Genomic DNA, 24,756 nt, shown 5'->3' on the forward strand with positions numbered 1-24,756 from the left:
CCAATCATCAGAAATGAAAAGAATCCTATATGCCTTTATAGGCTTTGCCCTTATCGGTTGCAGTAGTGCTGAACACACATCGAAAATCAATTACGAAGTGATACCACTGCCTCAATCCATAAAATACACTGAGGCAGCACCGTTCACCTTAGATGCTTCGGTGGTGATCACTTATCCCACAGGCGATACTACCTTAGTACAAAACGCCGCCTTCCTCGCCGATTATATCAAAGAACTTACAGGTATTACGCTCGCTGTAAAGCCTAATGCTACAGGGAAGGTCATACGTTTAGAGAGCAGTCTGCCCTCAGAAAATAAAGAGGCTTATCAATTGCACATCCACAAGGAGCAAATCACTCTGAAAGGTGCAAGCCCTGCAGGGGTGTTCTACGGTATTCAGACCTTGCGTAAGTGTCTACCTGTCGAGCAACAAACGCACTATGAACTTCCCGCAGCAGTGATTGACGATGCACCACGCTTTGGCTATCGTGGCACACACTTAGATGTATCGCGTCACTTCTTCTCTGCCGACTTCATAAAGCGGTACATCGACATCCTTGCACTGCACAACATCAACACCTTCCATTGGCACCTGACCGACGACCAAGGATGGCGTATTGAAATCAAGAAGTATCCACGGCTTACTGAGGTAGGGTCTACACGCAAAGAAACCCTCATCGGACACCTGATGCGCGACAAGCCTCACAAGTTCGACGGAAAGCCCTACGGCGGCTATTACACCCAAGAAGAAATTAAGGACATCGTAAAGTACGCACAGGATCGCTACATCACCATCATCCCTGAGATTGACATCCCTGGACACGGCTTGGCAGCACTTACCGCTTACCCCAACTTGGGCTGTACAGGCAAGGACTATGAAGTAGGCACCCAATGGGGCGTATTCGACGACGTGCTCTGTGCAGGCAATGAGGATACTTATCAATTCTTAGAGGGCGTATTTGACGAAGTAACGGCTCTTTTTCCCTCTAAATACATCCATATTGGCGGTGATGAATGCCCTAAGACACGCTGGAAAACCTGCACTAAGTGTCAGACGAAGATAGCACAATTGGGCTTAAAGCGTACTGACCCTAAACACACTGCCGAGCAGCAGTTGCAGGGCTACGTGGTGTCGCGCATTGAGAAATACCTGCAAACTAAAGGCAGAGAGGTGATCGGGTGGGACGAGATTTTAGAGGGCGATAACCTCTCGCAAAGTGCGATTGTGATGTCGTGGCGTGGTACCGAAGGCGGTATTGCAGCTGCCAAGCGACACAATCGCACCATTATGACCCCGCACTATAACCTTTATTTCGACTATTGCCAAGGCGAAGACCCTACCAAAGAACCCCTTTCCATAGGCGAGTATCTCCCCTTGAAAAAAGTATACGATTACGAGCCTATTGACGCCTCATTGACTGCTGAGCAAGGTTCATACATCTTAGGGGCACAAGCCAACCTCTGGACGGAGTATATCGCTACACCTGCCCACGTGGAATATATGCTCTTGCCGCGCTTAGCAGCCCTATCGGAAGTGCTCTGGACGCAGCCTTCAAAGAAGGATTACGCCCATTTCTTAGAGCGATTGCCGCACCTTTTGGCATATTACCATCTTAAAGGCTATCATTTTGCTAAGCACGCCTACGGTATAACTCCTATAATACAGCCTGCTGCTGACAAGAAGGGTATCGAAGTAAAGCTGCTCACTTTGGGCGGCGGAAAGATCTACTACACCACCGACGGCAGCGACCCGATGAAGCAAAAGACACTTTACAAAGCCCCACTCAAGCTCTCTGGCGAAGTGCTCCTCAAAGCAATAGCTGTGCACAAGGACACTGTAAGCGGGCTGTTTACCTACCAATCCCACTTTAACAAGGCTACGTATAAACCTATAAAGCTCCTCACTGAAACCAATGCACGCTATACCTTTGGTGGGGCTGCTGCCTTGGTAGATGCTAAGATAGGGGTTAATTCCTTTATCGATGGCAATTGGGTAGGGTTCCCTGGTAGCGTAGGCTTAGTAGCGGTGATTGACTTAGGCAAAAATGAGACCTTTAGTAGCCTAAAAACAGCCTCTCTTGCCGATACACCTAACTGGATATTCCCAGCGGCAAAAGTAGCTCTTTACGGCTCTGCCGATGGCAACAACTTCAGTCTTATCGCTGAAAAAGAACTCCCCACAGCTCAATCCTCCGACCCTATAGCGCGAGTGCCTATCACACTGACCTTCCCCAAGACGACCGCTCGCTACGTAAAGGTCGCCCTTGTAGGCAGCACCATACCCGATTGGCACGAAGGCAAAGGCACCCCTGCCCTACTGTTTGTTGATGAAATACAGCTGAATTAACCCACCAATTCAAGATAAAGATCCATAAAGCTCCTTTTCATACTTCACCCGAAGCGGCATCAGTAAATGGTGTCGCTTTTTGTTATTTGATAACGCAATCGTGTGAGACTTACGTCTTACCCCATATATTCCCCAACAGAGCACTGCTGATCTCGACTGGATCTCGGGTTCACTTACCGTTCTCCTACCGTTCACTTGCCGTTCACCCCAAAGGGAAGTATTACCATAGTATTAGGTTGGTATTAGGTTAGTATTAGGTTTAGCATACAATCAACGAACGATCAACGAATTATAAAGCCACCCAAAACGACCTATTTTACACACTTTACACACTTATAAACTCGTACTTTTATGTGATTGACTTAGTTTTTTTGAGAAAAGACTTGTAGAATAAAAATATCGTTTGTACCTTTGCTGCTAAAATTAACCATAAAAACATACTCTATCCATAAATATTACAGTACTGATGGCTCTGCTGAGATAAAAGAGAATAAGGAGTAAAGGTGATTTACACTAAGAATATACCCTAATTAAGATGATAGATACTGAAGAAATACAGCTAAACAAATATGCACAGGGGCTTGTTGAGGAAAAAGAAATTACAACATACTTCTGTAAGTTTAACGTAGATCAGAAAAGAGAATATCTCAAAGAACTTTCCTTGCTTATAATACAATCAAAACCTGAGAAAGAAGATGTTTCTAATTCTATTGTAAATAGTAAATTGCGACCAACTTTTACCCCTTGTGTATTATTGAAAAAAGGAGGAAAAGAATACCATAACTTGATAAAGATAATTTACCTTCCTGAGGAGGAATTGGAGAAAGTTCTTATCTTATTCTTGCATCTATTTAAAATTGCTTATCAAAGGCGGTATTTTAAAGAGAAAAACACCCCTCAGAAGTGGTGGTATTGGGATATGTCCGACCCAGAGAGAATGAGAATGATAGAAAACGCCTGTAATTTATAAATGATGGATTGGAGAGATTGGTTTTCAGAACAGGAATTTTAACCATTCTTTATTACAGTTTTTCAAAAAATATTCTCTAACTTTGTAGCCTGAGATAAATAATCATAAATATGAAAAATAACATTTTAATACTTTTATCGTTCATTGGATATAGTGCGTTTGCCCAAGAGGTAAGCACCTCAGAACGGATAAAATCACAGGAATTGTCTTCGAAGGATAGCGTTTACACCCTCAACAAAGGCTATATAGCTGTTCTCAATAAAAAAGTTGCTTATGTTTATTACAACAAGCAAGTTCCCAGAGAGAGCATACCAACAACTTTTAACCTGTCCTACCCTGTACGCTACGTGCTGATTGCAGAGAACTATCAGGCTAAGGAATGTGCATACGATTATGTTTTCTACGTGTACAACTCACACCAAGAGCAAATTATCAATGAAAAGCTCATTCAAAAGAAGCTAAAGAAAGTTAATTGCAATATACAAGATTGCAGCCTCAAAGAAATGCAAGTGTCTATTGCCAATAATGAACACACTTACCATATAAATGCTACTTTCAACGGATGCAAATATGTGTGGAGTAGGGAAGATATTCTTACGAAAGACTTATTGGATAAGTATCCCATATTAAAATATAGGAACATCAAGATTAAGGAAATACGACGTGAGCAACACAATCAATACAGGTATGAAGTAAACGTATTTGATGGTAGAAACATCATAGGTCAAGTGCTCTATCCACAAGTAAGAGCCTCAGGGATACCTGATGATATCCTAAGAAGCAGTGATAAGATGGGTATAGATGACACCTCAGTGCTTAATGAATACGAAGCAAATTATCTGAACTTTGTATTCAAGATTAATCCAGAAGATTTTAACCTTACAAATAAGAAGATAGCTTTTCTTACAGGAAGTTCAGGCAAAGCCAAAGGTAGCAAGAAGGAGTATTTTTCAGGAGCTATACATCCGGTAGCTATTGGAGGCTTATATATCTTTAATGACGCACAAAAGAAAGCAAGTGGTGGTTATGATGGAGCTATCGCCTATTGGGTTAAACTCCTTGTACCCATAAAAACAGTAGTGGAACGGTTAGGCAAAAACAAGGTACATCAATGAGATACTTACTCCTTATAGGCTTATTATTCAACACATTTCTCCACGCTCAGGAGGAAAAACCTATCACTACGGCGTTTCCGTTTCTCTCTATCAACACCGATGCCGCCGCTGCGGGTATGGGCGAGGTGGGGGTATGCTCGCAACCAAGTGCTTTTGCGCAACGTAACAACGCTGCTAAGTATATTTTTACGGAAAACACCTCGGGCGTGGGGGTGAGTTACACGCCCTATCTCAACAAACTCGTGAAGGACATTTTTCTGGGGAATATCACCTATTATAAGCGTACGCAGCGCAGCGCGTGGGGTGCAAGCCTGACGTATTTTAGTATCGGCAATGTGAGTCTTACTCAGGATTTTGGTGGAAGTGCTACCGTGTTGGGTAGTTTTCGTCCTACGGAATTTACTTTCGACCTTTCGTACAATCTTAAGCTCAGCGAGCACTTTGCTATGGGGGTAGCGGCGCGCTATCTCAATTCCAACTTACAATTACCCACAGACGACAAGGCAGTAGCACGCGGATTGGGTTTTGACATCTCAGGCTATTACACTTCTGCATCCCACCTGATAGGAAACTACACGGGTAGCTATAGCTTTGGCTTTCAGCTTTCTAACATTGGAGCAAAAGTAAAGTACGATGACTTAGGCAAATCGTTTTTCTTGCCTACAAACTTAAAACTTGGGGTTGCGTATCACTTAATGACAGATAGCTACAACCGCTTCTCGTTGCTCACCGAAGTAAACAAGCTTTTAGTGCCCAGCACAGAGGCGAAGGACAAAGATTTTATCGAGGGGATATTCACTTCCTTTAGCGATGCACCCAATGGTTTTAGCGAAGAGTTGCACGAGCTTATTTGGGCAGTGGGGGCAGAGTACGCCTTTGATGAACAGTTTTTCCTACGTACGGGCTACTATCATCAGCACAAATACAAGGGCGATAGACAGTATATCACTATGGGCGCAGGTTTTGCCTTTCATTCGTTTAAGTTGGATGTGGCATATTTGTTTAACACCTCAAACACAAACAATCCGCTGAATTCTTCACTACGCGCGGGATTGCAATACGTCTTCTAATGACTGATTAAGAAGTGTTCACATCTTTCTGCTTAAGTTCCATTAAAAAGTACAATTTTTTAGATAGCAAAATTAATTATTAATCATTGTTCTTTAAAAATTAATTTGTATCTTTGCAAAGTGAATTAATTTTTGAGAGAATATGAGGTTTTTAGGGATAATAATATTGGTTTGCTGTCTTTGTGGTTGTAGTCAGCCAAAAGAGAGTCTGCCTGAGGAAGAGGCGTATGCGGGTGCGTATCGCCTGAGCAGCGATGGGCGTGTGTTGGAGAAATGGACTAATGACGATAGTAAGAAAATTCATATGCGCGAGAGCCAAAACCTGAGTCGCGCAGAGGAAATTGGCATAGGAGCTTTTGAGTTTCATAACTCCTTAGAGGAGATTGTGCTTTCTGAGAATGTAAAACGACTGGGAGCAAGGGCATTTGGGTATTGTCGCTACTTGCAGAATGTTACCCTACCAGCGCATTTGGTGGAGATAGGAGCTGGGGCATTTGAGCGGTGCAAAATGTTGGAGTCGGTACGGCTGCCTTCAGGGCTAAAAACCATAGGTCCAGCGGCTTTTGAGGATTGCACACGCATTACCACAGTTGAGCTGCCTGAGCATTTGGAAACCTTAGGTGGTGATGCCTTCTCAGGTTGCACGAGTTTGCGGAAAATCACCCTGCCCGAACGCTTGGAGGTAATCGGAAATGGGGCTTTCAGCGGGTGCAAATCATTAAGTAGCGTTGTGATACCCAAAGGGGTGATCACTATTGATGGTTGGGCTTTTGGCAATTGTGAAAATATTGCAGAGGTGGTGATCGGCGAAAATGTAAAGGAGATAAAGGAATACGCTTTCTATCGCAACCTACATATAGAGAAGATCGTAATCCCCAACAGCGTTCAATTCATCGGGAAGGGTGCGTTTGAGGCTTGTGAAGCCCTTAGAGAACTGACCATTGGCAGTGGTGTTAAGGTAATGGAGGATTCGGCGTTTTTGTATACCCACAGTTTGGAGACACTTACCTTAGAGGCTGCCACACCACAGTTTGCACCTCCTTCCCTCACCACTATGTATCATATCAAAACAATCTATGTACCCGCCGAGAGTGTAGCTACGTATAGAGGGGACAGTGTTTTTGGCTGAAAAAAATACGCCTGGGCAATCCAAGCAAAACCATAAGAGATAAACGAGCAACTTATGAAGTATATTGTATACCTATGGAGCGTATTGCTGCTGTGTGGCTGCGCAAAAGAGAAAGAAGATGATGGCTCAGATTTGTACAAAGGTGCGTATGAGCTAACCGAAGATGGCAAGACCTTGCTTTGGTGGAGGGAGTATAGTGCCACTGAGATTGATATGCAGGCAGATAGCAGACTGCGCAAGGTGGAGACGATTGATAGATGGGCGTTTCACAGCTGCTGGGCACTGAGGCGTATTACCTTCCCGAAAGGTTTAAAGGAGATTGAGGACGGTGCTTTCTCTATGATGAGTACGCTGGAAAATGTAGTGCTTCCTGAAGGTTTAAAGAAGATTAACGCCTACACCTTCGATGGTTGTAGTATGTTGCGAGAAATCAACTTACCCGAGGGGCTGACTGACATAGGGGTTTCAGCCTTTTCGAGGTGTGAGCTTTTAGAGGCGGCTGAGTTGCCATCAACGATAAAGAAAGTGGAGGCAGGGGCTTTTTCGGATTGCAAGAGTCTGCAAACGGTGAGGATACCAAAGCGTTTAGGGGTGGTTGCTGCCAATCTTTTCAATGGGTGCGTAAGCCTAAAAGAGGTAACGATAGAAGAGGGCATAAAGACAATAGAGAGTGGAGCTTTCAGCGCGTGCAAAGGTATCGAGCAGATCGCGCTGCCTAAGAGTGTGGTGAGCATTGGGGAAAATGCTTTTGGCAATTGCATCTTACTTAAGAGTGTTACGCTCAGCGAAGGACTAAAATACATCGGCAAAAGTGCCTTCTACAATTGCAAAAGCCTGAAGGAGATACATCTACCTGACAGCATTACCGAGATTGACGAAGAGGCATTCTGGTGGTGTACGGGCTTGACCTCTATCACTTTGCCCAATCAACTAAGGGCTATCAATAAGGGGCTGCTCGAGAATTGTGAGCAGTTAGAAGAGGTGGTAATAGGCGCGAATGTAAGCTTTGTAGATGAATACGCCTTTAACAATAATAAGCTCAAAAGGCTAACTATAAAAGCAACGGCTCCTAAGTTTCGCTGTTTTAGCAGGGGTTTAGAAATGATAGAGGCGATCTACGTACCGGCAGCAAGTGTGAGCCTTTACAAGAACGATACGCAATATGGGTGGAGCACCTATACAGATAAAATACAGGCGATCCGTTGATATAGTACTAAAAATAAGTTGATAAACACTAAGGGATTTTCTTGCACAGAAGATAAAAAATTTGTACTTTTGCATCGCGTAAAGTGTAGCATTACAACATAGAATACTCAATGATTATGAGCGAATTAAGCGTTAAACATCTATTAGGGATTAAATACATCACTGAGAGCGATATCCAACTGATTTTCGAGACTGCAGATCATTTTAAGGAAGTCATCAACCGACCGATTAAGAAGGTGCCTTCATTGCGGGATATCACTATTGCCAATCTTTTTTTTGAGAACAGTACCCGTACGCGGCTTTCCTTTGAGTTGGCTGAAAAGCGGCTTTCGGCGGATGTAATCAACTTCTCAGCTTCGCAATCTTCAGTTACTAAGGGTGAAACCTTGGTTGATACGGTCAATAATATCCTCTCGATGAAGGTGGATATGGTGGTGATGCGCCACCCAAACCCTGGGGCTGGTGTTTTTCTTTCAAAGCACATAAAGGCGGCTATTATCAACGCTGGCGATGGGGCGCACGAGCACCCTACACAAGCCCTTTTGGATGCGTATTCCATTCGTGAGCAACTGGGAGAGGTAGCGGGTAAAAAGGTGGTAATTGTAGGTGACATACTGCATTCGCGCGTTGCACTCTCTAATATCTTCGCCCTGCACAAGTTAGGTGCTGAGGTGATGGTATGTGGCCCTCAAACACTGATCCCGAAGTACATAGGCGAGCTTGATGTACGCGTTGAGACAAACTTACTCAAAGCCTTAGAATGGTGCGATGTGGCTAATATGCTGCGTATACAGAATGAGCGTTTGGATATCAGCTATTTTCCTTCCACACGCGAATACACTCAGCAGTATGGACTTACAAAGGAAATCCTCTATTCGCTTGGCAAAGAAATCATCATTATGCACCCTGGACCTATCAACCGAGGAGTAGAAATCACTTCTGAGGTTGCGGATAGCTCACAGTCGATCATCCTGCAACAAGTGGAAAATGGGGTAGCCATCCGGATGGCAGTGATTTATCTTTTAGCATCAAAATTGCAATAAGCTCCAAAAAGTAAATAAATTGCAGTAAAAATAAAGCACTATTAAACAGACAGTTAAATCACTTCCACCATAATTTATTTTGTAAAAACGACCTAAGTATTTTTTCAATTCAAATATTCTTTGTACTTTTGCGCTTTCAAATAAAAACTGAAGAAAAGAAGATGATTAAAATTACATTACCTGACGGGTCAGTAAAGGAGTACGCAAGTGGGGTTACCCCAGCGGAAGTGGCTCTCAGCATCAGTGAGGGCTTGGCGAGGAACGTGTTATCAGCGAGTTACAATGGTAAGACGATCGAAGTGAGTACGCCCCTGACGACCGATGGTAATTTAGTTTTATACACTTGGAATGACGACCAAGGCAAGAAGGCTTTTTGGCACTCATCGGCACACATTTTGGCACAGGCTTTAGAGGAGCTTTACCCAGGGATTAAGCTCACTATTGGTCCTGCCGTAGATGCTGGGTTTTACTATGATGTGGATTTTGTAGGGCAACCTTTTTCAGAGAAGGATTTCCCAAAGATAGAGGCTAAAATGCTGGAAATTGCTCGCGGGAAGCACGAGTTCAAGATGCGCCCTGTGAGTAAGGCAGATGCATTGGCATACTACAAAGGCAAGAATGAGTTCAAAACAGAGTTGATAGAAGCGCTCAATGATGGTGAGATTACCTTCTGTGACCATAGTACTTTTACCGACCTTTGCCGTGGAGGACACTTGCCTAACACAGGCTTTGTAAAGGCAGTGAAGTTGCTCAGCACCTCTGGCGTATATTGGCGCAGTAAAGAGGAGAACCCTCAGCTTACCCGTGTGTATGGGATCACTTTCCCTAAGCAAAAGGATTTGACTGAGTACTTGGCAATGCTCGAAGAGGCAAAGAAGCGCGATCACCGCAAGCTCGGCAAAGAACTGGAACTGTTTACCTTCTCAAGCAAAGTGGGGCAAGGCTTGCCGTTGTGGTTGCCTAAGGGGGCAGCCCTCAGAGAGCGTTTGGAAGCGTTCTTGCGCAAGGCACAAAAACAAGCGGGCTATGAGCAAGTGGTAACACCACATATCGGTCATAAACATTTGTACGAAACCTCAGGGCACTGGGATAAGTACGGTAAGGATAGTTTTCAGCCTATAAGTACACCTAATGAAGGGGAATTGTATTTGTTGAAGCCTATGAACTGTCCGCACCACTGTGAGATATACAATTCACATCAGTGGAGCTATAAGGATTTGCCTAAGCGTTTTGCTGAGTTTGGCACTGTCTACCGTTACGAACAGAGTGGAGAGCTACACGGATTGACACGTGTGCGTTGCTTTACTCAGGATGATGCCCACATATTCTGTACACCAGAGCAGTTGGATGCTGAGTTCAGGAATGTGATTGACTTGGTGCTGTACGTATTTGGTTCGTTAGGGTTTGACAATTTTACGGCGCAAGTATCATTACGCGACCCTGAGAACCCTGATAAATACATAGGCTCAGATGAGAATTGGGCAAAGGCAGAAGCAGCGATTATCAATGCTGCTAAGGAGAAAGGGCTGAACTATGTTGTGGAAACAGGCGAAGCAGCGTTTTATGGACCTAAGCTCGACTTTATGGTGAGAGATGCCTTAGGACGCAAATGGCAGTTAGGAACCATTCAAGTGGATTACAACCTTCCAGAGCGTTTTGATCTTTGGTATAAAGGAGCTGACAATGAGAACCATCGCCCTGTGATGATACACCGTGCACCATTTGGCAGTATGGAGCGTTTTGTAGCGATATTGTTAGAGCACACTGCAGGAGATTTCCCATTGTGGTTGAACCCCAATCAGGCGATTGTGTTATCGCTCAGTGAGAAATACGAAGCATATTCACAAAGCGTATTGCACAAGTTAGAGAACTTAGAGGTGAGAGCACTCATCGACAATCGCAATGAAACTGTTGGCAAGAAGATACGTGAGGCAGAGACACAAAAGATACCTTATATGCTGATTGTAGGGGAGAATGAAGAAAAAGAAGGAACAGTGTCGGTGCGTAAGCGTGGTGGTGAGGATTTGGGTAGTATGACTGTTGAGGCTTTTGCGGGGCTTGTGGCAGAGGAAGTCGGCAAGAGTATGAAGCAATTCAAGGAAGTATAGCCATTGAGGCTTATTTATATTAGGAAAGAAATAGTAATTTTAAACATTCAATAGCCATTAACAAAAGAGTTAACACACCGGGCAGAGATGACAAGCAGCAACACCGCACGAATAGAGATATTCGTGTACCCGAAGTGCGCTTGGTAGGGGAGAATGTTGATAACGGCATATACCCCACTCGCAAAGCATTAGAAATTGCAGAAGAATTAGAGCTCGATTTGGTGGAGATTTCACCAAATGCAACGCCTCCTGTTTGTAAAGTGATTGATTACAAGAAATTTCTTTACGAGCAGAAGAAGCGCGAAAAGGAGATCAAAGCCAATGCTACCAAGGTAGTCATTAAGGAGATACGCTTTGGTCCGCAGACGGATGATCACGATTATGAGTTTAAGAAGAAACACGGAGAGAAGTTTCTCAAAGAAGGCTCGAAGGTGAAAGCCTACGTGTTCTTCAAAGGGCGTTCGATCATCTATAAAGACCAAGGGGAGATATTGCTATTGCGCTTGGCTACAGACTTAGAAGCGTATGGCAAGGTGGAACAGATGCCGAAGTTAGAAGGCAAGCGAATGACAATGTTCCTCGCGCCAGTATCGAAGAAAAAGTAGCTAATGCACTTATAGAAAAAGAAATACGGGATAATATCATAAAATAATCGAAGCAAATGCCAAAAATTAAAACTAAATCTGGAGCTAAGAAACGCTTTAAAGTTACAGGCTCTGGGAAAATCAAGAGAAAGCACGCGTTTAAGAGTCACATCTTAACAAAGAAGACCACTAAGCGCAAGCTGAAATTAACGCACGCTACACTCGTTCACGCGAATGATGAGGCAAGCATCAAGAAGCAATTAGGATTAAAATAATTGCCAGAAAGTAGGAATTTAATAACCGTGGAGTGGGTACCCAAAGTGCTACAGCTATAAGCTAACGCCTAAAAGCTGAGCCACCTACTACAAAAATTAAAAAGAAGTATTTTATGCCAAGATCAGTAAATTCAGTAGCTCGTAGAGCTCGTAGGAAGAAAATAATGAAGCAAGCCAAAGGTTTCTTTGGCCGCAGAAAAAACGTTTGGACGGTAGCTAAGAACGCTGTTGAGAAAGCGATGACTTATGCTTATAGAGACCGCCGTAATAAGAAGAGAACATTCCGCGCTTTGTGGATTGTGCGTATCAACGCAGGGGCACGCCTTTACGGCTTGTCGTACTCTCAGTTTATGGGGAAACTCAAAGCGAATAACATTGAGCTCAACCGCAAGGTACTCGCTGACTTAGCGATGAACCACCCTGAAGCGTTCAAAGCCATTGTTGAGAAAGTAAAATAAACGTTTAACAAGATATTATACCGTAAAGCAAGAAAGGACATCCTTAAAAGGATATCCTTTCTTACTATTTTTATAGTCTTACATTTTTAAGTAAAACTCCTTTGTAAGAGCTATATAGCTCTCTGTATAAACTCCTCTTTGCTTCTCAATGATCAATGTATCTATCTCACACTGACCTTTCACTCGTGAAAAAGTTATCAGACTGCGTTTTGCCTCCACAGTAGGATTACCTTTTACACGAGTAACGTGCGAAGGATAGAGCCCACTACTTGCTGCTATACTGATAAAACTTTCCTCCTCTGCACAAGGCAATACTATTACAAATAGCCCTTGCTCTTCCAATAATACTGACACACCTTCTACAAGTTGCGTAAAGGGTAAAGATTCTGCAAAACGAGCTTTATTACGTGTATGACTATCTGTTTTTACATCACTTGTATAGAAGGGAGGATTCGAAACTATAAGATCATATTTTTCATATATCTCGTGTACAAATTCTTCAAATGAGGCGTGATAACAGAATAAACGATCGCTCCAAGGGCTTGACTCAAAATTTTCAGTACATTCCACATAAGCCTTCTCATCAACCTCTACTGCATCAATAGTCAACGCTTCGGTTCGCTGGGCAAGCATTAAAGCTACAACACCAGTCCCAGCTCCTATATCCAGAATGGTTTTTGGTTTGTGTGCTATAGGAATCCAAGCACCGAGAAGTACACCATCAGTACCGATCTTCATTGCGCTTTTAGACTGTGTTACAGCAAATTGTTTAAACTGAAAAATATCCTTATGAACAGACATCGCAGCCAAATAGATATGCCTCTTTATTCTTTACTTTCTCAGCAAAATATGCAATAGAATGTTCAGCAAGCTGCTTTCTGAATTCTTCGCGAAAAGGCTGTACTGCATTATGAATAGGGCAAGGTTTTTCATCTGAGCATTGTTTTAAGCTCATTGCACATTTCACAAATTTCTCTGCCTCCCCTATTTGCTCTACAACAGTCATCAAAGGGGCTTGCTTTTCTTTATCAGTAAGCCAAAAACCTCCTCCTGGTCCTTTGTTGGAACAGATGACCTTCTTGCGGGCTAAGATCTGTAATATCTTTGCTAAGAAGGGTGTCGGGATATGTAGTGCTTCTGAAATATCTTTAGCACCCATCTTATGCGTCACTGACGAATGTACTGATAAGTATATCACTGCATTGATTGCGTACTTACTTGAATTTGTTAACATAATGATTATTGTTTATCTATTTGCCTACTTATTACTATCTTCTGTATTTCTGTTGTCCCTTCGCCTATGGTACAAAGTTTTGAATCGCGGAAGAACTTCTCCACAGGAAAATCTTTTGTATAACCATAAGCTCCGTGTATCTGGATTGCTTCAGTAGCAGCCTTAACACACACCTCAGAAGCATACATCTTTGCCATTGCTCCTGAGAGGGTAACACGCTCTTTTCTATCAATTTGTGAGGCTGCTTTATGTAGTAAAAGCTCTGCGGCTTCAATCTCAGTAGCCATATCAGCGAGCTTAAATGCGATGGCTTGATGATCAAATAAGCGCTTACCAAATTGCGTACGTTCTTTTGCGTATTTCACAGATGCCAAATAAGCACCACGAGCTATTCCAAGTGCTAAAGCCCCAATAGAAATGCGCCCACCATCTAAAATCTTCATAGCTTGAATAAAGCCTTCACCTACTTCACCTAATCTATTGGCGTCAGAAATACGACAATCCTGAAAAATCATTTCTGCAGTTTCACTAGCGCGCATCCCGAGTTTATCCTCTTTTTTGCCACTTAAAAACCCTTTAGTACCGCGCTCTATTGCGAAGGCTGTAATACCGTGTTTATCTCCTTTTTCACCTGTACGAGTAATTACTACAGCGATATCACCACTTTTACCGTGGGTGATGAAGTTCTTGGATCCGTTAAGCACCCACTCATTACCGTCTTTCACAGCAGTTGTAGCCATAGCCCCTGAATCAGAGCCTGAGTTATGCTCTGTAATGCCCCAAGCTCCTATCCATTCTCCAGAAGCTAACTTAGGTAGCCACTTTGACTTTTGCTCCTCATTACCAAAACACAGAATATGATTTGTACACAGTGAATTATGTGCTGCTACTGACAGACCTATTGAAGGATCTACCTGCGATAACTCATCAACAATCGTGATATAGTCGTGATAATTCAATGCTGAACCACCGTATTGCTCAGGCACTAATATCCCCATAAAGCCCAATTCACCTGCTTTACGGAAGACTTCCACAGGAAATTCTTGTGTCTCATCCCACTGCATTACGTAGGGACGTATATTACGCTCTGCAAATTCTCTAGCAGTTTGTGCTACCATCTGCTGTGTATCTGAATAACTAAAATCCATTCTTTTTAATCGTCGTATTTTTCAAGGGGGCAAAGTTACAAAATTATCAGATAACTGCCAAAATTATTGCACGTCTATGTATAAATAAAGTTGTAATCGCTCTATCCGTTGTTTATCAAAACCCTCTATTTGCAAAAGATCTTCAAAGGATTTGATATTGCCTAACTCAGAACGTAAAGCTACAATTTTTTTACCTTCACCATACTTAATATATGGAATTTTTGAAAGATCGTACATTGAAAGTTTGTTGATATCCTTTTTCTCAATTACAGGAGGATTTTTCACTTCAAAACGTTCTGCTACACGTTGATAGACTTCTTTATCCAACCCATAGACCTCTGACACTTGCGAAATATACGTAAAACCTTGTAATTTTTCTTTGTATTTTAATATTCTACTTGAAAAGCCTTCACCAATACCATAAATTTTCATCAAATCCTCCTTAGTAGCAGCGTTAATATCTATTTTAGGAAGTTTTTTATCGTTAAAAGAGGTATATTTTTGCTTATATTCACTCTTATAAGCTCTACTTTTACCAACCCAATCAGGAAACTTAAATGAAGGTGCTATTTTAGCAAGCAGACTATCAGATACTCCTGTAACTTGTTGAAATTCTTTTGCAGAATTCACCCATTTTCCCTGTTCTCTGAAAGCGAACAAGCGATCTATTTCCTCTGGCGACATCCCTAAACGCCAGCCTTTATAGTCTGTAATAAAGTTAGGGTTGAAAGGGTAAATAGTGTCTTTCTTTTTTTGTAGTGCCAGTGCACGAAGTGAATCTAATTCCCGTCGATAGTCATCAATTATTATGGGTTCAAAAGTATGATTAAAATGAGTAAAAAAGTAGACACACTGTATTATGCCTGCTAGAGCCAACAGGAGTATAGCTCCCTTGCGCTGTGATGAATTAAACCTATGAAAATAACGCATCTCCTTACTAAACTGTGATCCTTTTCAAGGCGTAAAATTACTAAAAAGATTCATTCCTGCAAAAGAAATTGCAAAAAACTACAGTCATACCTCTCTTATTGCAAATAAATAATATATCTTTGCAGCCTCATATCTAAGAAAATGAAAGACTTATTCGGACAAGCTCTTTTGGATTACCAACTTGGCAATTACACAGAAGACATTAAAACTGAGACAACAATTTCAGAGGAAGACACCTTACCTCTCCCCTATCTTTTTCGCTCTTACAACGAGATGCCTTCTCTGGAGCAACAAGCTTTGCAACTCACTCGAGGCAAGGTACTTGAAGTAGGCTGTGGGGCAGGTTCACACGGACTTTACCTACAAAATGAAAAGGGTTTGGAGGTGCACTCGGTTGACATTTCGCCGAAAGCTATTGAAGCGTGCAGATTACGTGGATTGCAACACGCAACAGTAGGAGATGTAATGCAGCTAAAAGGCAGCTATGACACTATTTTACTACTGATGAATGGAGCGGGTATGTGTGGACGCTTGAAGCAAATGGGCACCTTTTTTGCACAAATAAAGACCTTATTAGCCACTGGTGGACAAGTGCTTACCGACTCCTCTGACCTCATTTATATGTTTGACCAAAACCCCGACGGCAGCTATGAGGTACCTCTGCTTTTTGATTATTACGGAGAACTTGATTACTTGGTAAAATACAAAGGAGAAATAGAAACTCCCTTTCCTTGGATGTACATTGATTATAATACTCTACAGAATGTTGCCGTCTCAGTAGGTTTGCAATGCGAGTTAATTGCTGAGGGAGCACATTTTGACTATCTGGCAAGACTTACCCACTCTTAAGGAATCTCTAAATATTTATGCATTTGCAGGCTTGCCTTCCATTGAGGATGTGCCATTACATAATCTACAATTTTAGGAATAACTTTCTCTCGCTTACTCCATTCAGGCTGTAGATACAGAAGACAATCAGAACTTACCTTTGCCGCCATCTGCTCTGCAAAAAGAAAATCATTATTATTGTAGATGATCATCTTCAACTCATTGGTTTTTGCAAAGACTTCTTCTTTAGGCAATTTAAGTTTTTTAGGTGAAAGGCAAATCCAATCCAAATCACCTGAGAGAGGATGTGCACCAGAGGTTTCGATATGAATGCGTGCCCCTCCTTCTTTCAAATATTTTGTAAGTAGATCAAGATTCCACATCAGAGGTTCACCTCCTGTTATGATGATCGTTTTTGAATGTTTAAGGGCTTCTTCTACAATATCTCGCACCTGAAGTATAGGATGTTTCTCAGCCTCCCAACTTTCCTTTACATCACACCAATGACAGCCCACATCACACCCCCCAAGACGGATGAAATAGGCTGCGGTTCCTTTATAAAACCCCTCGCCTTGGAGAGTGTAGAAAGCCTCCATCACTGGCAAGATCTCTCCTTTGCGCAAGGCTATCTGCGTCTGACTGCTCAACATCTCTATGGAATATATTAACCTTCTACTTCTACCAACACTTTATTTTCTTTAAAAAACTGATGTCTAAAATAGTAGTTTGCTGCCAACATCAATGGATAAGCAAAGCACATACCAAACACCTGACCAAAGCTCGCTCCTTCAACAGCCGTTTTCAATGCCCAGCCTACCGAAGCTCCCTCAATATACCACGTAGAGAAGAACCAATAAGCAAACAAGATAGCAACTACTGTCGCATAGATAAGCAAGTGCCTTGCATACCATAGATGAATTCTATTGATCTGTGGATAGAGTATACACAAGAACACAAAAGTGATTGGTAACCCTATCTTAATCCAAGATTCAGCCCACATAGGGTGAATAATCCAAAGTACTAACCAGTTAAAAAATGCTATAATAGCAAAATTAACTACAACAAATGAAATCATTTTTTTCATATCTTCAAAAATTATTATTTAATAAATTATATACTTTATTCTTAGTCATTATTAGCTACATCTAAAATCCAAGGATCAGGGATATCGGTTCGATTGCGAACCTCTTCAACCTTTTGGGCTGCCTGTTGATAGTTATCATAATAAGCTACATAGATAAAGTTGAGCATCTGATCGCTATTGTAATACACTTGGGCATCATAGCCAAATCCTTTCATCTCTTCAACTCGCTTTTCTACATTATTGATATTGAGAAACGAACCAACAATCACATAATAACCTCTTTGTGTATCGGTGGCTTGTAGCTTTTTCACTCGTGGGGTATTTGCAGCAGGTTTAACAGTAGGGTTCACCTCTACTAAAGGCATTGCGATAGGCTTAGCAGTCTCTATTTCAGTTACCTTCTGCGGTACCTCTTTGGGGTTATTTTCAATTTCTAAAGCTGTGAGAAAGAGATAATAACGGTCAAAACTACGTGAGTAAATCAAATCAAGTGAAGAGGCATTATTAGGAATAAGAGACTGCTTATCATTCTCAATACTGAGGCGAAATATATCAAAGCCCAAGGTATTCTCACTGTTGGGAGTACGGGTACTGACGATCTTGCCATCATTATCAATCACACTACTAAAGAAGTTGCGTGCTGGTCGCAGTTTGCTTTGCAGAGCGATATACTGACCGCTGGCAGGTACCGAAAGCAACACATTATCGTCCTTCATATTAAGATCGCCTTCGAGGGTAGCCCCCATAATATGTGTTTGGAAAGCTCCTTTCTCAGGCGTCTTAAAACCACTAAAAGTAAGTGTTTTAGACTCTTCATTGGTAATCGCCGCAAAGCCATCGTAAGTAATAATTTTCTTCACATTGCTATTGGCATTCTCATAAACTAATACCAGTGCCCAGCCTGCCGCCGAACCTCCTTCTATCTGCCCTAATGTTGCTCGTACATTAGCTACTGTATAATCACCTTGTGAGTTGTCTTCTGCCACAAGCGTAGTAACATCAGCGTAATAGACGTATGGTGATGAACTCTTTAGCTTTTCATCATTGCGAGCGTCGTAGATAAGTGTGCCTTGCACAGGGTTATAAGTATTTTTTGAAGGTATTTTAAGTAATACTGAGCTGGGATCTTGCCTACTGTTATCCGTTATTGTGTTTTTATCCTTTTTAAGCTGCCCTGCAGCATAAGGATAGGTAGCTGCCCAATACAACCCTGCATAAACCACCTTTCCCCCTTCGGCACCTTCATTATTAAAAGAAGCGCTGCTTGACGAAAACGTCTGAGGGTCATTGTCTACATCAGTGTACTGCATATTGAGTACATCGTTGAGTTTTGCCTTTCCTGAGCGGTCGTTATAGGGGGTATTAGCGCTCTTGCGACGCTCTTCACGGTTGAGGATGTTATTGCCAATAATCTTGATATCCCCTTTGAGAAAAGCCTCATAGCGGACTTTAAAATCAGTAGCTTGACCCCACAAAGGCAGTGTAAGCAGTGTAATTATTGCAAGGAATGTATACCTCATAAACTCAGTATTTGCTTAGCTACTCGTAGGGCTTCAGTGCCTTGCTCAAGAGTAACGACAGGAGTGGTGTTATGTACAATAGCATCGGCAAAGGTTTCAAGCTCGTCTAAGATAGCATTATTCTGATGTATCTCAGGGTGCTCAAAGTATATCTGGCGACGTTCACCTTCGGCATTTTGTAGTATCATATCGAAATCGTTAGGAGTTTCAGGGGCATCTTTCATTTTTACTACTTCGACACTCTTTTCTAAGAAATCGACTGAGATATAGGCATCACGCTGGAAGAAACGCGCCTTACGCATATTCTTCATTGAGATGCGGCTGGCTGTGAGGTTTGCCACACAACCATTCTCAAACTCAATACGGGCATTAGTGATGTCGGGTGAATGACTGATAACCATTGCAGAACTCGCTGAAATGTGTTTCACAGGTGATTTTACCACACTGAGGATCACGTCAATATCGTGTATCATCAGGTCAAGCACTACAGGCACATCAGTACCTCGCGGATTGAACTCAGCCAAGCGATGTGCTTCGATGAACATCGGGTTGTGTATCTGACTGCGTACAGCTAAGAAAGCAGGGTTAAAGCGCTCAACGTGTCCGACCTGCCCTTTCACTCCGTATTGTTTTGCCAAGGCTATGATAGACTCAGCCTCTTCAACGGTAGCCATTATTGGTTTTTCAACAAAAAGATGCTTGCCTGCCTTGATTACCTTCTCGGCACACTCGTAGTGATAGAGCGTAGGGGTTACCACATCTACCATATCCGAAGCTGCTATGAGCTCTTCAATGGACCTAAACAACTTATAACCCAACTCTTCACTGAGCTTTTGAGCATTGGCTGTGTCGGGATCGTAAAATCCGACCAAATCGTACTTTTCGGATTGTTGCAACAACCGCAAGTGTATTTTACCTAAATGTCCTGCTCCAAGGACGCCTGCTTTTAGTTTCATATAATTCTTTTTTAGTGATCAGTAGTCAGAAACCAATAATCAGTTCAGTGTTGACCTCCTGTTTTCTGATCTCTTATTCTAATATCCCAATTTAGTACGTACACGGCTGAGGGTGGCTCGTGCTACCTTACGAGCACGATCAGCCCCTGCGTGTAGTATATCGTCTATTTCATTTAAGTGAGCCATATAGTAGTTATACTTCTCGCGTGCCTCGCCGAAGCACTCTAATAAGCACTCATACAGGGCTTGTTTGGCAGTACCATAGCCATAACCCCCCGCTCGGTAGGCGGCTTCCATAGTTTGTACCTGCTCAGAGGTTGCTACCAAGCGATAGAGTGCCACCACCTTGCAAGTGTTGGGATCTTTGGGATCTTCCAGTGGGGTGCTATCAGTCTGTATACTCATCACTTGTTTGCGCAATTGCTTCTCAGGTAAGAAGATATTGATAAAGTTGTTGCGCGACTTACTCATCTTCTCACCATCGGTACCTGGAATGATCTGCACACGCTCCTCAATGCGTGGTTGAGGCAAGATGAAGGTTTCACCCATTTGATGGTTAAATCGCGAGGCAACATCGCGTGTGATTTCTAAGTGTTGTAGTTGGTCTTTACCTACGGGCACTACTTCTGCATCGTAAAGCAGAATGTCGGCTGCCATCAACATTGGGTAAGTAAATAAGCCTGCATTGACATCTTGCAGATAGTCAGCTTTATCCTTAAAGGAGTGTGCTAAGGTAAGCCGCTGATAAGGGAAGAAGCAACTCAGATACCAAGAGAGTTCGGTAGTCTCAGGCACATCACTCTGGCGATAAAAGACTACCTTCTGAGTATCTAACCCCAATGCCAGCCACGTAGCCGCCACGCTATAAGTATTTGCCCGCAACTGCGCCCCATCTTTAATCTGAGTAAGTGAGTGCATATCGGCAATGAATAGAAAAGGCTCGTTGTCAGGCTTTGCAGCCATTGCAAGCGCGGGAGCTATTGCCCCGAGAATATTCCCCAAATGCGGGGTACCTGTACTTTGTATTCCTGTTAAAATTCTCATTATTTAGATTTTAGGTGTTACGAACACCTTAAATTATTTATTCATTAAGAAATCTAATTTCTCCTAATCTTTTATATTTTCAAGTGCAAAGGTACGGCAAAAAGTGTAAAACACCAAACTATCTCTTGTAAAAAAGTTGTTTATCTTCTTTAACTAATGCATTAATCTATTTTTCAGCGAAATATACAATCCTCCTTACTTCTCTCTGTTTTAGGATTGCATTGACGTAGACCCGCTTCTCTGTCCAATTACCTCTCATATCAAATTTATCATACTCAAATCTTCTTTCTTCCTCTAAGTCACCCTGAATATTATAGCGTTTGAAACTTTGTATACGCCCTTGCTCATCACAAGAAAAGTCAGTGCGAGATCTATTATCTACACTACCTATCAAGTGCCCTTTGCGATCATAAGTATTCAAGATCGTAAAATTAACTTCTGCCCCATTATGCACATCAATTTTCGTTATATTCCCTGCTTTATTAAGCTCATATTTATAAACTGTGATATCTTTATCATTATAGCAAATTTCATCGGTATAGCCTTTTTTAGTATATGTGCGCTTTGTAGTGATTACTCCATTTTCATTTCGCTTTATAATTTTTATAGGACGCTGCTCATTTTCATAATCATAGAAAGTATAGAATGAGGGGTTATCAAGAGAATTTCTCAGGAGCATTTGGGTAAGATATCCATACATATTGAATGTTAATTCATTGTAAGATGCAACCTCTACTCTACCCTACCCCTATCATCATAGAATCGATTGTAGATACTGAGTTTTTGTACCTTCCCCTCAAGCTCATAGATTTTCCAGTCAAGTGGCATCTGGGCTAAAGAGAGAGAGGCATAGGAGAGACATAACAAAGAGAATAGTTTTTTCATTTGCAATTTTTAGTATTAGTTATTCACAAAAAAGGACTTAAAAACCAGTGTTACTAATTTTTAAGTCCCTCACAAATTAATATCTATAAAACTACTACGCTTTAGAAGTCAATGATTTGAAGAATACAAAACCGAAGCCCAAGGTGAGCATACAATGGAATGGGAACATACCAAAGTCGTCTAACCTAACAGCGCTGAACAAGCCAAAGATGAAGTAAAGCATCAGTAGAAACTCTACGATCATATTAGGTGAGAGCTTGGTGTTGATGTACTTATTATTCTTCCAGCTATCGGTAAGGGAGCTGATATTGAACTTGGGTGTACGCACGAACTCACTGCGCTTGCCTGTATGCCCTTCGAGCACTGCAATAGTGTTGTGGAAGGAGAAACCCAATGCTACTGAGAAGAAGGTAAAGAAGAGCGTGACATAGTCAAAGAAATCACTCAGTTTTTTACCCTGCAACGTTTTATAGGTGAACCAATAGCAGATAAACAGGATAATAGTACTGGAAATAAAGAAGCTCGTCAGGTAAAATACCCAAGCTAAGTGCCCGTAGGCATTCTTTATATACAGCATTGGCACACTGAGTATTGACACTACAAATACCCAGAAGAACATCGAGCTATTAAGTAAGTGCATCACCCCGTGGAACTTGGTTTTCCAACCAATATTCTTAGCTGAGAGCACCCTACTTACTGTTTTGCGGAAGTTTTCAGCACCACCTTTATTCCAGCGGAATTGTTGTGAACGTGCAGCCGAGATCACCACGGGAAGTTCGGCAGGGGTTTCTACATCTTCCAAGTACTTGAATTTCCAGTTTTTGAGCTGTGCACGGTAGCTAAGGTCGAGGTCTTCGGTAAGGGTATCGCCTTGCCAGTTACCTGCATCATAAATACATTCCTTTCGCCAGATGCCTGCCGTACCGTTGAAGTTGATAAAGTGTCCCTCAGAACTACGCCCTACCTGCTCTAAGGTAAAGTGCACATCGAGGGCGAGAGCCTGTATCTTGGTGAGGATGGAGTAATTGCGGTTGAGGTGCCCCCAACGGGTTTGCACGACGCCAATTTGAGGGTCTTTGAAGTAGATGACAGTACGCTTGAGCCAATCGGATTGTGGCATAAAGTCAGCATCGAAGATGGCAATAAAATCGCCTTTAGCCACTGCGGTACCTTCTTTTAGGGCGCCAGCCTTAAAGCCTGCGCGGTTGGTACGGTGGATATACTGGATATCTAAGCCTGTGGCTTGGAGTTCTTTGACGATGTTTTTAGTTTCCTCAGCGGAGTCGTCGGTTGAGTCGTCGAGCACTTGTATTTCCAACTTATTGCGAGGGTACTCCAATTTTGCGATATTCTCCAATAGACGACGTACTACATACTTTTCGTTGTAAAGTGGCAATTGGATGGTCACATAGGGTATCTCGCGTGGGTCGAGCAAGTTGAACTTGGGTGCCTCATCGTTTTGGCGCTTGTGCTTTATGTAATTAAGCAGTAGATTTAGCATTGATAAGCTATACAAAAAGATCAGCACCAATGCGGCACAATAAACTACAATAATGATGTAACTAATTATTCCCATAATCACTAAACTATGATTTTTCTCCTTTTAATGTGCAAATGTACTTCTTTTCTTCAATCTGAAAAACTTTTTAAGGAATTATTTTCAAAATATTTATTAACAAATTAAGTAAGAGATTGATTTACAGAAGTGAATAATTCCTGAAGGAGAACAGCGTCCAACGTGTATTTTAGTTTTTTGGAAGGCGTTATGATTATGGGTGGATCCGTTTGGGATCCGTTTGGGATCCGTATTGTGAGGGGATGGGTGCCCTTTAGCATTTTTTCAAAATAGGATTTGGATAGTTGCATTTTTTGCAATACCTTTGCCGTATTATTTATAGGTGTATTTTATTCGATGAAAATCTATACGATAGGGCATTCTACGCATACGTTTGAGGAGTTGGTAGCAATGCTACACAGTTTTGAAGTGGTGCATTTGGTGGATATCCGAGGGCTACCAGGCTCGCGTAAATGTCCGCAGTTCAATAAGGAAACGCTTGAAGTGGCGCTGCCCAAGGCGGGAATCGCTTACACACATCTGAGGGATTTGGGGGGACGCCGCAAAGCGGTTAAGGACTCGAAGCATACGGAGTGGCGCAACGAATCATTCCGAGCCTATGCTGATTATATGGATACGGAAGGGTTTGTACGGGGTATTGCACAGCTTGAGGCTATTGCGCGTACTGAGGTTACGGCTTATATGTGTGCGGAAGCGGTGTGGTGGCGCTGCCATCGCTCTATGGTGTCGGACTATCTGAAAGCCAAAGGCTGGGAAGTGTGGCACATCACGGGGGTTGGCAAGGCTGAGGAGCATCCGCTTAGGGAGGTGTATCAGCAGCAGAGGGCGGTAAGTAGCGCTCTACATAATTAAATATTGTGATATATGGAAATAAGGTATATTGATCATCTGGTGATTACCACTGCTGACTTGAAGCAGTGTTTGGGCTTCTATGTTGGAGTTTTGGGAATGCGTTGTACAGAGGAGAACGGGCGCTATTCACTATTTTTTGGAAATTGTAAGATTAACATTCACAGTCGTAAAGGTGAGTTTCTTCCAGCGGCTGAGCACCCTGAGTACGGCGCACAGGACTTCTGCTTAATTGTCGATGATGTGCAAGCAGCAAAGGATGAACTCACAGAAAAAGGCTGCCCCATAGTGGAAGGGATCGTGCCACGCAGTGGAGCTAAGGGAAATATGCATAGCATATACGTACGCGACCCTGACGGCAACTTAGTGGAACTGAGTGAATACACCTCTTAATCGT

General features: G+C 42.4%; 26 protein-coding genes. 14 read left to right on the forward strand and 12 right to left on the reverse strand.

Going from position 1 to position 24,756, the window contains the following annotated elements:
• Positions 1 to 13: 13 nt before the first annotated feature.
• The 11 genes from AXF12_RS10535 (at position 14) to rplT (ending at position 12,305) form a co-directional block, all read left to right on the forward strand.
• Positions 14 to 2,347: a glycoside hydrolase family 20 protein gene (locus tag AXF12_RS10535; RefSeq protein WP_066430954.1), complete on the forward strand. Its 2,334-nt coding sequence runs from the start codon at positions 14 to 16 to the stop codon at positions 2,345 to 2,347.
• 535 nt (positions 2,348 to 2,882) lie between these two features.
• Positions 2,883 to 3,317, forward strand: a complete 435-nt coding sequence (locus tag AXF12_RS10540) for a DUF5958 family protein (protein WP_066430956.1) — start codon at positions 2,883 to 2,885, stop codon at positions 3,315 to 3,317.
• Positions 3,318 to 3,427: 110 nt separating this feature from the next.
• The gene (locus AXF12_RS12405; protein ID WP_066430958.1) at positions 3,428 to 4,432 is read left to right on the forward strand and encodes a DUF8192 domain-containing protein; all 1,005 of its coding nucleotides are present in this window, start codon (positions 3,428 to 3,430) and stop codon (positions 4,430 to 4,432) included.
• Entirely contained in the window at positions 4,429 to 5,502 is a 1,074-nt protein-coding gene (porV, locus tag AXF12_RS10550) for a type IX secretion system outer membrane channel protein PorV (RefSeq protein ID WP_066430959.1), read from the forward strand. The genes AXF12_RS12405 and porV overlap by 4 nt, the downstream gene beginning before the upstream one ends.
• Positions 5,503 to 5,644: 142 nt before the next feature.
• Complete coding sequence (locus tag AXF12_RS10555) at positions 5,645 to 6,631, forward strand: leucine-rich repeat domain-containing protein (RefSeq protein ID WP_066430961.1); 987 nt, start codon at positions 5,645 to 5,647, stop codon at positions 6,629 to 6,631.
• A 54-nt stretch (positions 6,632 to 6,685) separates the two neighbouring features.
• Entirely contained in the window at positions 6,686 to 7,837 is a 1,152-nt protein-coding gene (locus AXF12_RS10560) for a leucine-rich repeat domain-containing protein (protein WP_066430962.1), read from the forward strand.
• Positions 7,838 to 7,953: 116 nt separating this feature from the next.
• Entirely contained in the window at positions 7,954 to 8,880 is a 927-nt protein-coding gene (locus AXF12_RS10565; protein ID WP_066430963.1) for an aspartate carbamoyltransferase catalytic subunit, read from the forward strand.
• A gap of 161 nt (positions 8,881 to 9,041) precedes the next feature.
• Complete coding sequence (gene thrS, locus AXF12_RS10570; protein ID WP_066430965.1) at positions 9,042 to 10,988, forward strand: threonine--tRNA ligase; 1,947 nt, start codon at positions 9,042 to 9,044, stop codon at positions 10,986 to 10,988.
• A gap of 134 nt (positions 10,989 to 11,122) precedes the next feature.
• Positions 11,123 to 11,593: a translation initiation factor IF-3 gene (gene infC / locus AXF12_RS10575; protein WP_066430968.1), complete on the forward strand. Its 471-nt coding sequence runs from the start codon at positions 11,123 to 11,125 to the stop codon at positions 11,591 to 11,593.
• Positions 11,594 to 11,649: 56 nt separating this feature from the next.
• Complete coding sequence (gene rpmI / locus AXF12_RS10580) at positions 11,650 to 11,847, forward strand: 50S ribosomal protein L35 (RefSeq protein WP_066430970.1); 198 nt, start codon at positions 11,650 to 11,652, stop codon at positions 11,845 to 11,847.
• A gap of 113 nt (positions 11,848 to 11,960) precedes the next feature.
• Entirely contained in the window at positions 11,961 to 12,305 is a 345-nt protein-coding gene (gene rplT, locus AXF12_RS10585) for a 50S ribosomal protein L20 (protein ID WP_066430971.1), read from the forward strand.
• A gap of 78 nt (positions 12,306 to 12,383) precedes the next feature.
• On the opposite strand, the gene AXF12_RS10590 is transcribed toward rplT, so the two are convergent.
• From AXF12_RS10590 to AXF12_RS10605, 4 genes are all read right to left on the reverse strand, one after another.
• Positions 12,384 to 13,043, reverse strand: coding sequence for a tRNA1(Val) (adenine(37)-N6)-methyltransferase (locus tag AXF12_RS10590; protein WP_231909905.1), 660 nt, complete (start codon positions 13,041 to 13,043; stop codon positions 12,384 to 12,386).
• A gap of 49 nt (positions 13,044 to 13,092) precedes the next feature.
• Positions 13,093 to 13,539 carry an RrF2 family transcriptional regulator gene (locus tag AXF12_RS10595; RefSeq protein ID WP_066430973.1) on the reverse strand — a complete coding sequence of 149 codons (447 nt, stop codon included), beginning with the start codon at positions 13,537 to 13,539 and terminating at the stop codon, positions 13,093 to 13,095.
• A gap of 5 nt (positions 13,540 to 13,544) precedes the next feature.
• Complete coding sequence (locus tag AXF12_RS10600) at positions 13,545 to 14,687, reverse strand: acyl-CoA dehydrogenase family protein (protein ID WP_066430974.1); 1,143 nt, start codon at positions 14,685 to 14,687, stop codon at positions 13,545 to 13,547.
• 63 nt (positions 14,688 to 14,750) lie between these two features.
• Entirely contained in the window at positions 14,751 to 15,617 is an 867-nt protein-coding gene (locus tag AXF12_RS10605) for a ComEA family DNA-binding protein (protein WP_066430976.1), read from the reverse strand.
• Positions 15,618 to 15,758: 141 nt separating this feature from the next.
• On the opposite strand from AXF12_RS10605, the gene AXF12_RS10610 reads away from it, so the two are divergent.
• Positions 15,759 to 16,466 carry a class I SAM-dependent methyltransferase gene (locus tag AXF12_RS10610; protein ID WP_066430978.1) on the forward strand — a complete coding sequence of 236 codons (708 nt, stop codon included), beginning with the start codon at positions 15,759 to 15,761 and terminating at the stop codon, positions 16,464 to 16,466.
• On the opposite strand, the gene AXF12_RS10615 is transcribed toward AXF12_RS10610, so the two are convergent.
• The 8 genes from AXF12_RS10615 to AXF12_RS10645 form a co-directional block, all read right to left on the reverse strand.
• On the reverse strand, positions 16,463 to 17,095 hold the full coding sequence (locus AXF12_RS10615; protein WP_066430979.1) for a 7-carboxy-7-deazaguanine synthase QueE: 633 nt from the start codon (positions 17,093 to 17,095) through the stop codon (positions 16,463 to 16,465). The two genes, AXF12_RS10610 and AXF12_RS10615, sit on opposite strands and share 4 nt — an antisense overlap.
• A 14-nt stretch (positions 17,096 to 17,109) precedes the next feature.
• Positions 17,110 to 17,529 carry a hypothetical protein gene (locus AXF12_RS10620; RefSeq protein WP_066430980.1) on the reverse strand — a complete coding sequence of 140 codons (420 nt, stop codon included), beginning with the start codon at positions 17,527 to 17,529 and terminating at the stop codon, positions 17,110 to 17,112.
• A gap of 41 nt (positions 17,530 to 17,570) precedes the next feature.
• The gene (locus tag AXF12_RS10625) at positions 17,571 to 19,049 is read right to left on the reverse strand and encodes an SPOR domain-containing protein (RefSeq protein ID WP_066430981.1); all 1,479 of its coding nucleotides are present in this window, start codon (positions 19,047 to 19,049) and stop codon (positions 17,571 to 17,573) included.
• A complete protein-coding gene (locus AXF12_RS10630) occupies positions 19,046 to 20,005 on the reverse strand; it encodes a Gfo/Idh/MocA family protein (protein WP_066430984.1) in 960 nt (319 codons plus the stop codon). The genes AXF12_RS10625 and AXF12_RS10630 overlap by 4 nt, the downstream gene beginning before the upstream one ends.
• 78 nt (positions 20,006 to 20,083) lie before the next feature.
• Complete coding sequence (gene trpS / locus AXF12_RS10635; protein ID WP_066430985.1) at positions 20,084 to 21,052, reverse strand: tryptophan--tRNA ligase; 969 nt, start codon at positions 21,050 to 21,052, stop codon at positions 20,084 to 20,086.
• A 163-nt stretch (positions 21,053 to 21,215) separates the two neighbouring features.
• Positions 21,216 to 21,749, reverse strand: a complete 534-nt coding sequence (locus AXF12_RS10640) for a hypothetical protein (RefSeq protein WP_143325036.1) — start codon at positions 21,747 to 21,749, stop codon at positions 21,216 to 21,218.
• A 32-nt stretch (positions 21,750 to 21,781) separates the two neighbouring features.
• Positions 21,782 to 21,934, reverse strand: coding sequence for a hypothetical protein (locus tag AXF12_RS12340; RefSeq protein ID WP_159429715.1), 153 nt, complete (start codon positions 21,932 to 21,934; stop codon positions 21,782 to 21,784).
• A 94-nt stretch (positions 21,935 to 22,028) separates the two neighbouring features.
• Positions 22,029 to 23,510 carry a cellulose synthase family protein gene (locus tag AXF12_RS10645; RefSeq protein WP_066430991.1) on the reverse strand — a complete coding sequence of 494 codons (1,482 nt, stop codon included), beginning with the start codon at positions 23,508 to 23,510 and terminating at the stop codon, positions 22,029 to 22,031.
• Positions 23,511 to 23,846: 336 nt separating this feature from the next.
• Here AXF12_RS10645 and AXF12_RS10650 point away from each other — a divergent pair, with 336 nt between their 5' ends.
• Together AXF12_RS10650 and AXF12_RS10655 are read left to right on the forward strand one after the other, a co-directional pair.
• A complete protein-coding gene (locus AXF12_RS10650) occupies positions 23,847 to 24,362 on the forward strand; it encodes a DUF488 domain-containing protein (protein WP_066430992.1) in 516 nt (171 codons plus the stop codon).
• A 12-nt stretch (positions 24,363 to 24,374) separates the two neighbouring features.
• Positions 24,375 to 24,752, forward strand: a complete 378-nt coding sequence (locus tag AXF12_RS10655) for a VOC family protein (protein WP_066430993.1) — start codon at positions 24,375 to 24,377, stop codon at positions 24,750 to 24,752.
• Positions 24,753 to 24,756: the final 4 nt, after the last annotated feature.

The organism is Capnocytophaga haemolytica (assembly GCF_001553545.1).
Classification (GTDB): Bacteria; Bacteroidota; Bacteroidia; order Flavobacteriales; family Flavobacteriaceae; genus Capnocytophaga; species Capnocytophaga haemolytica.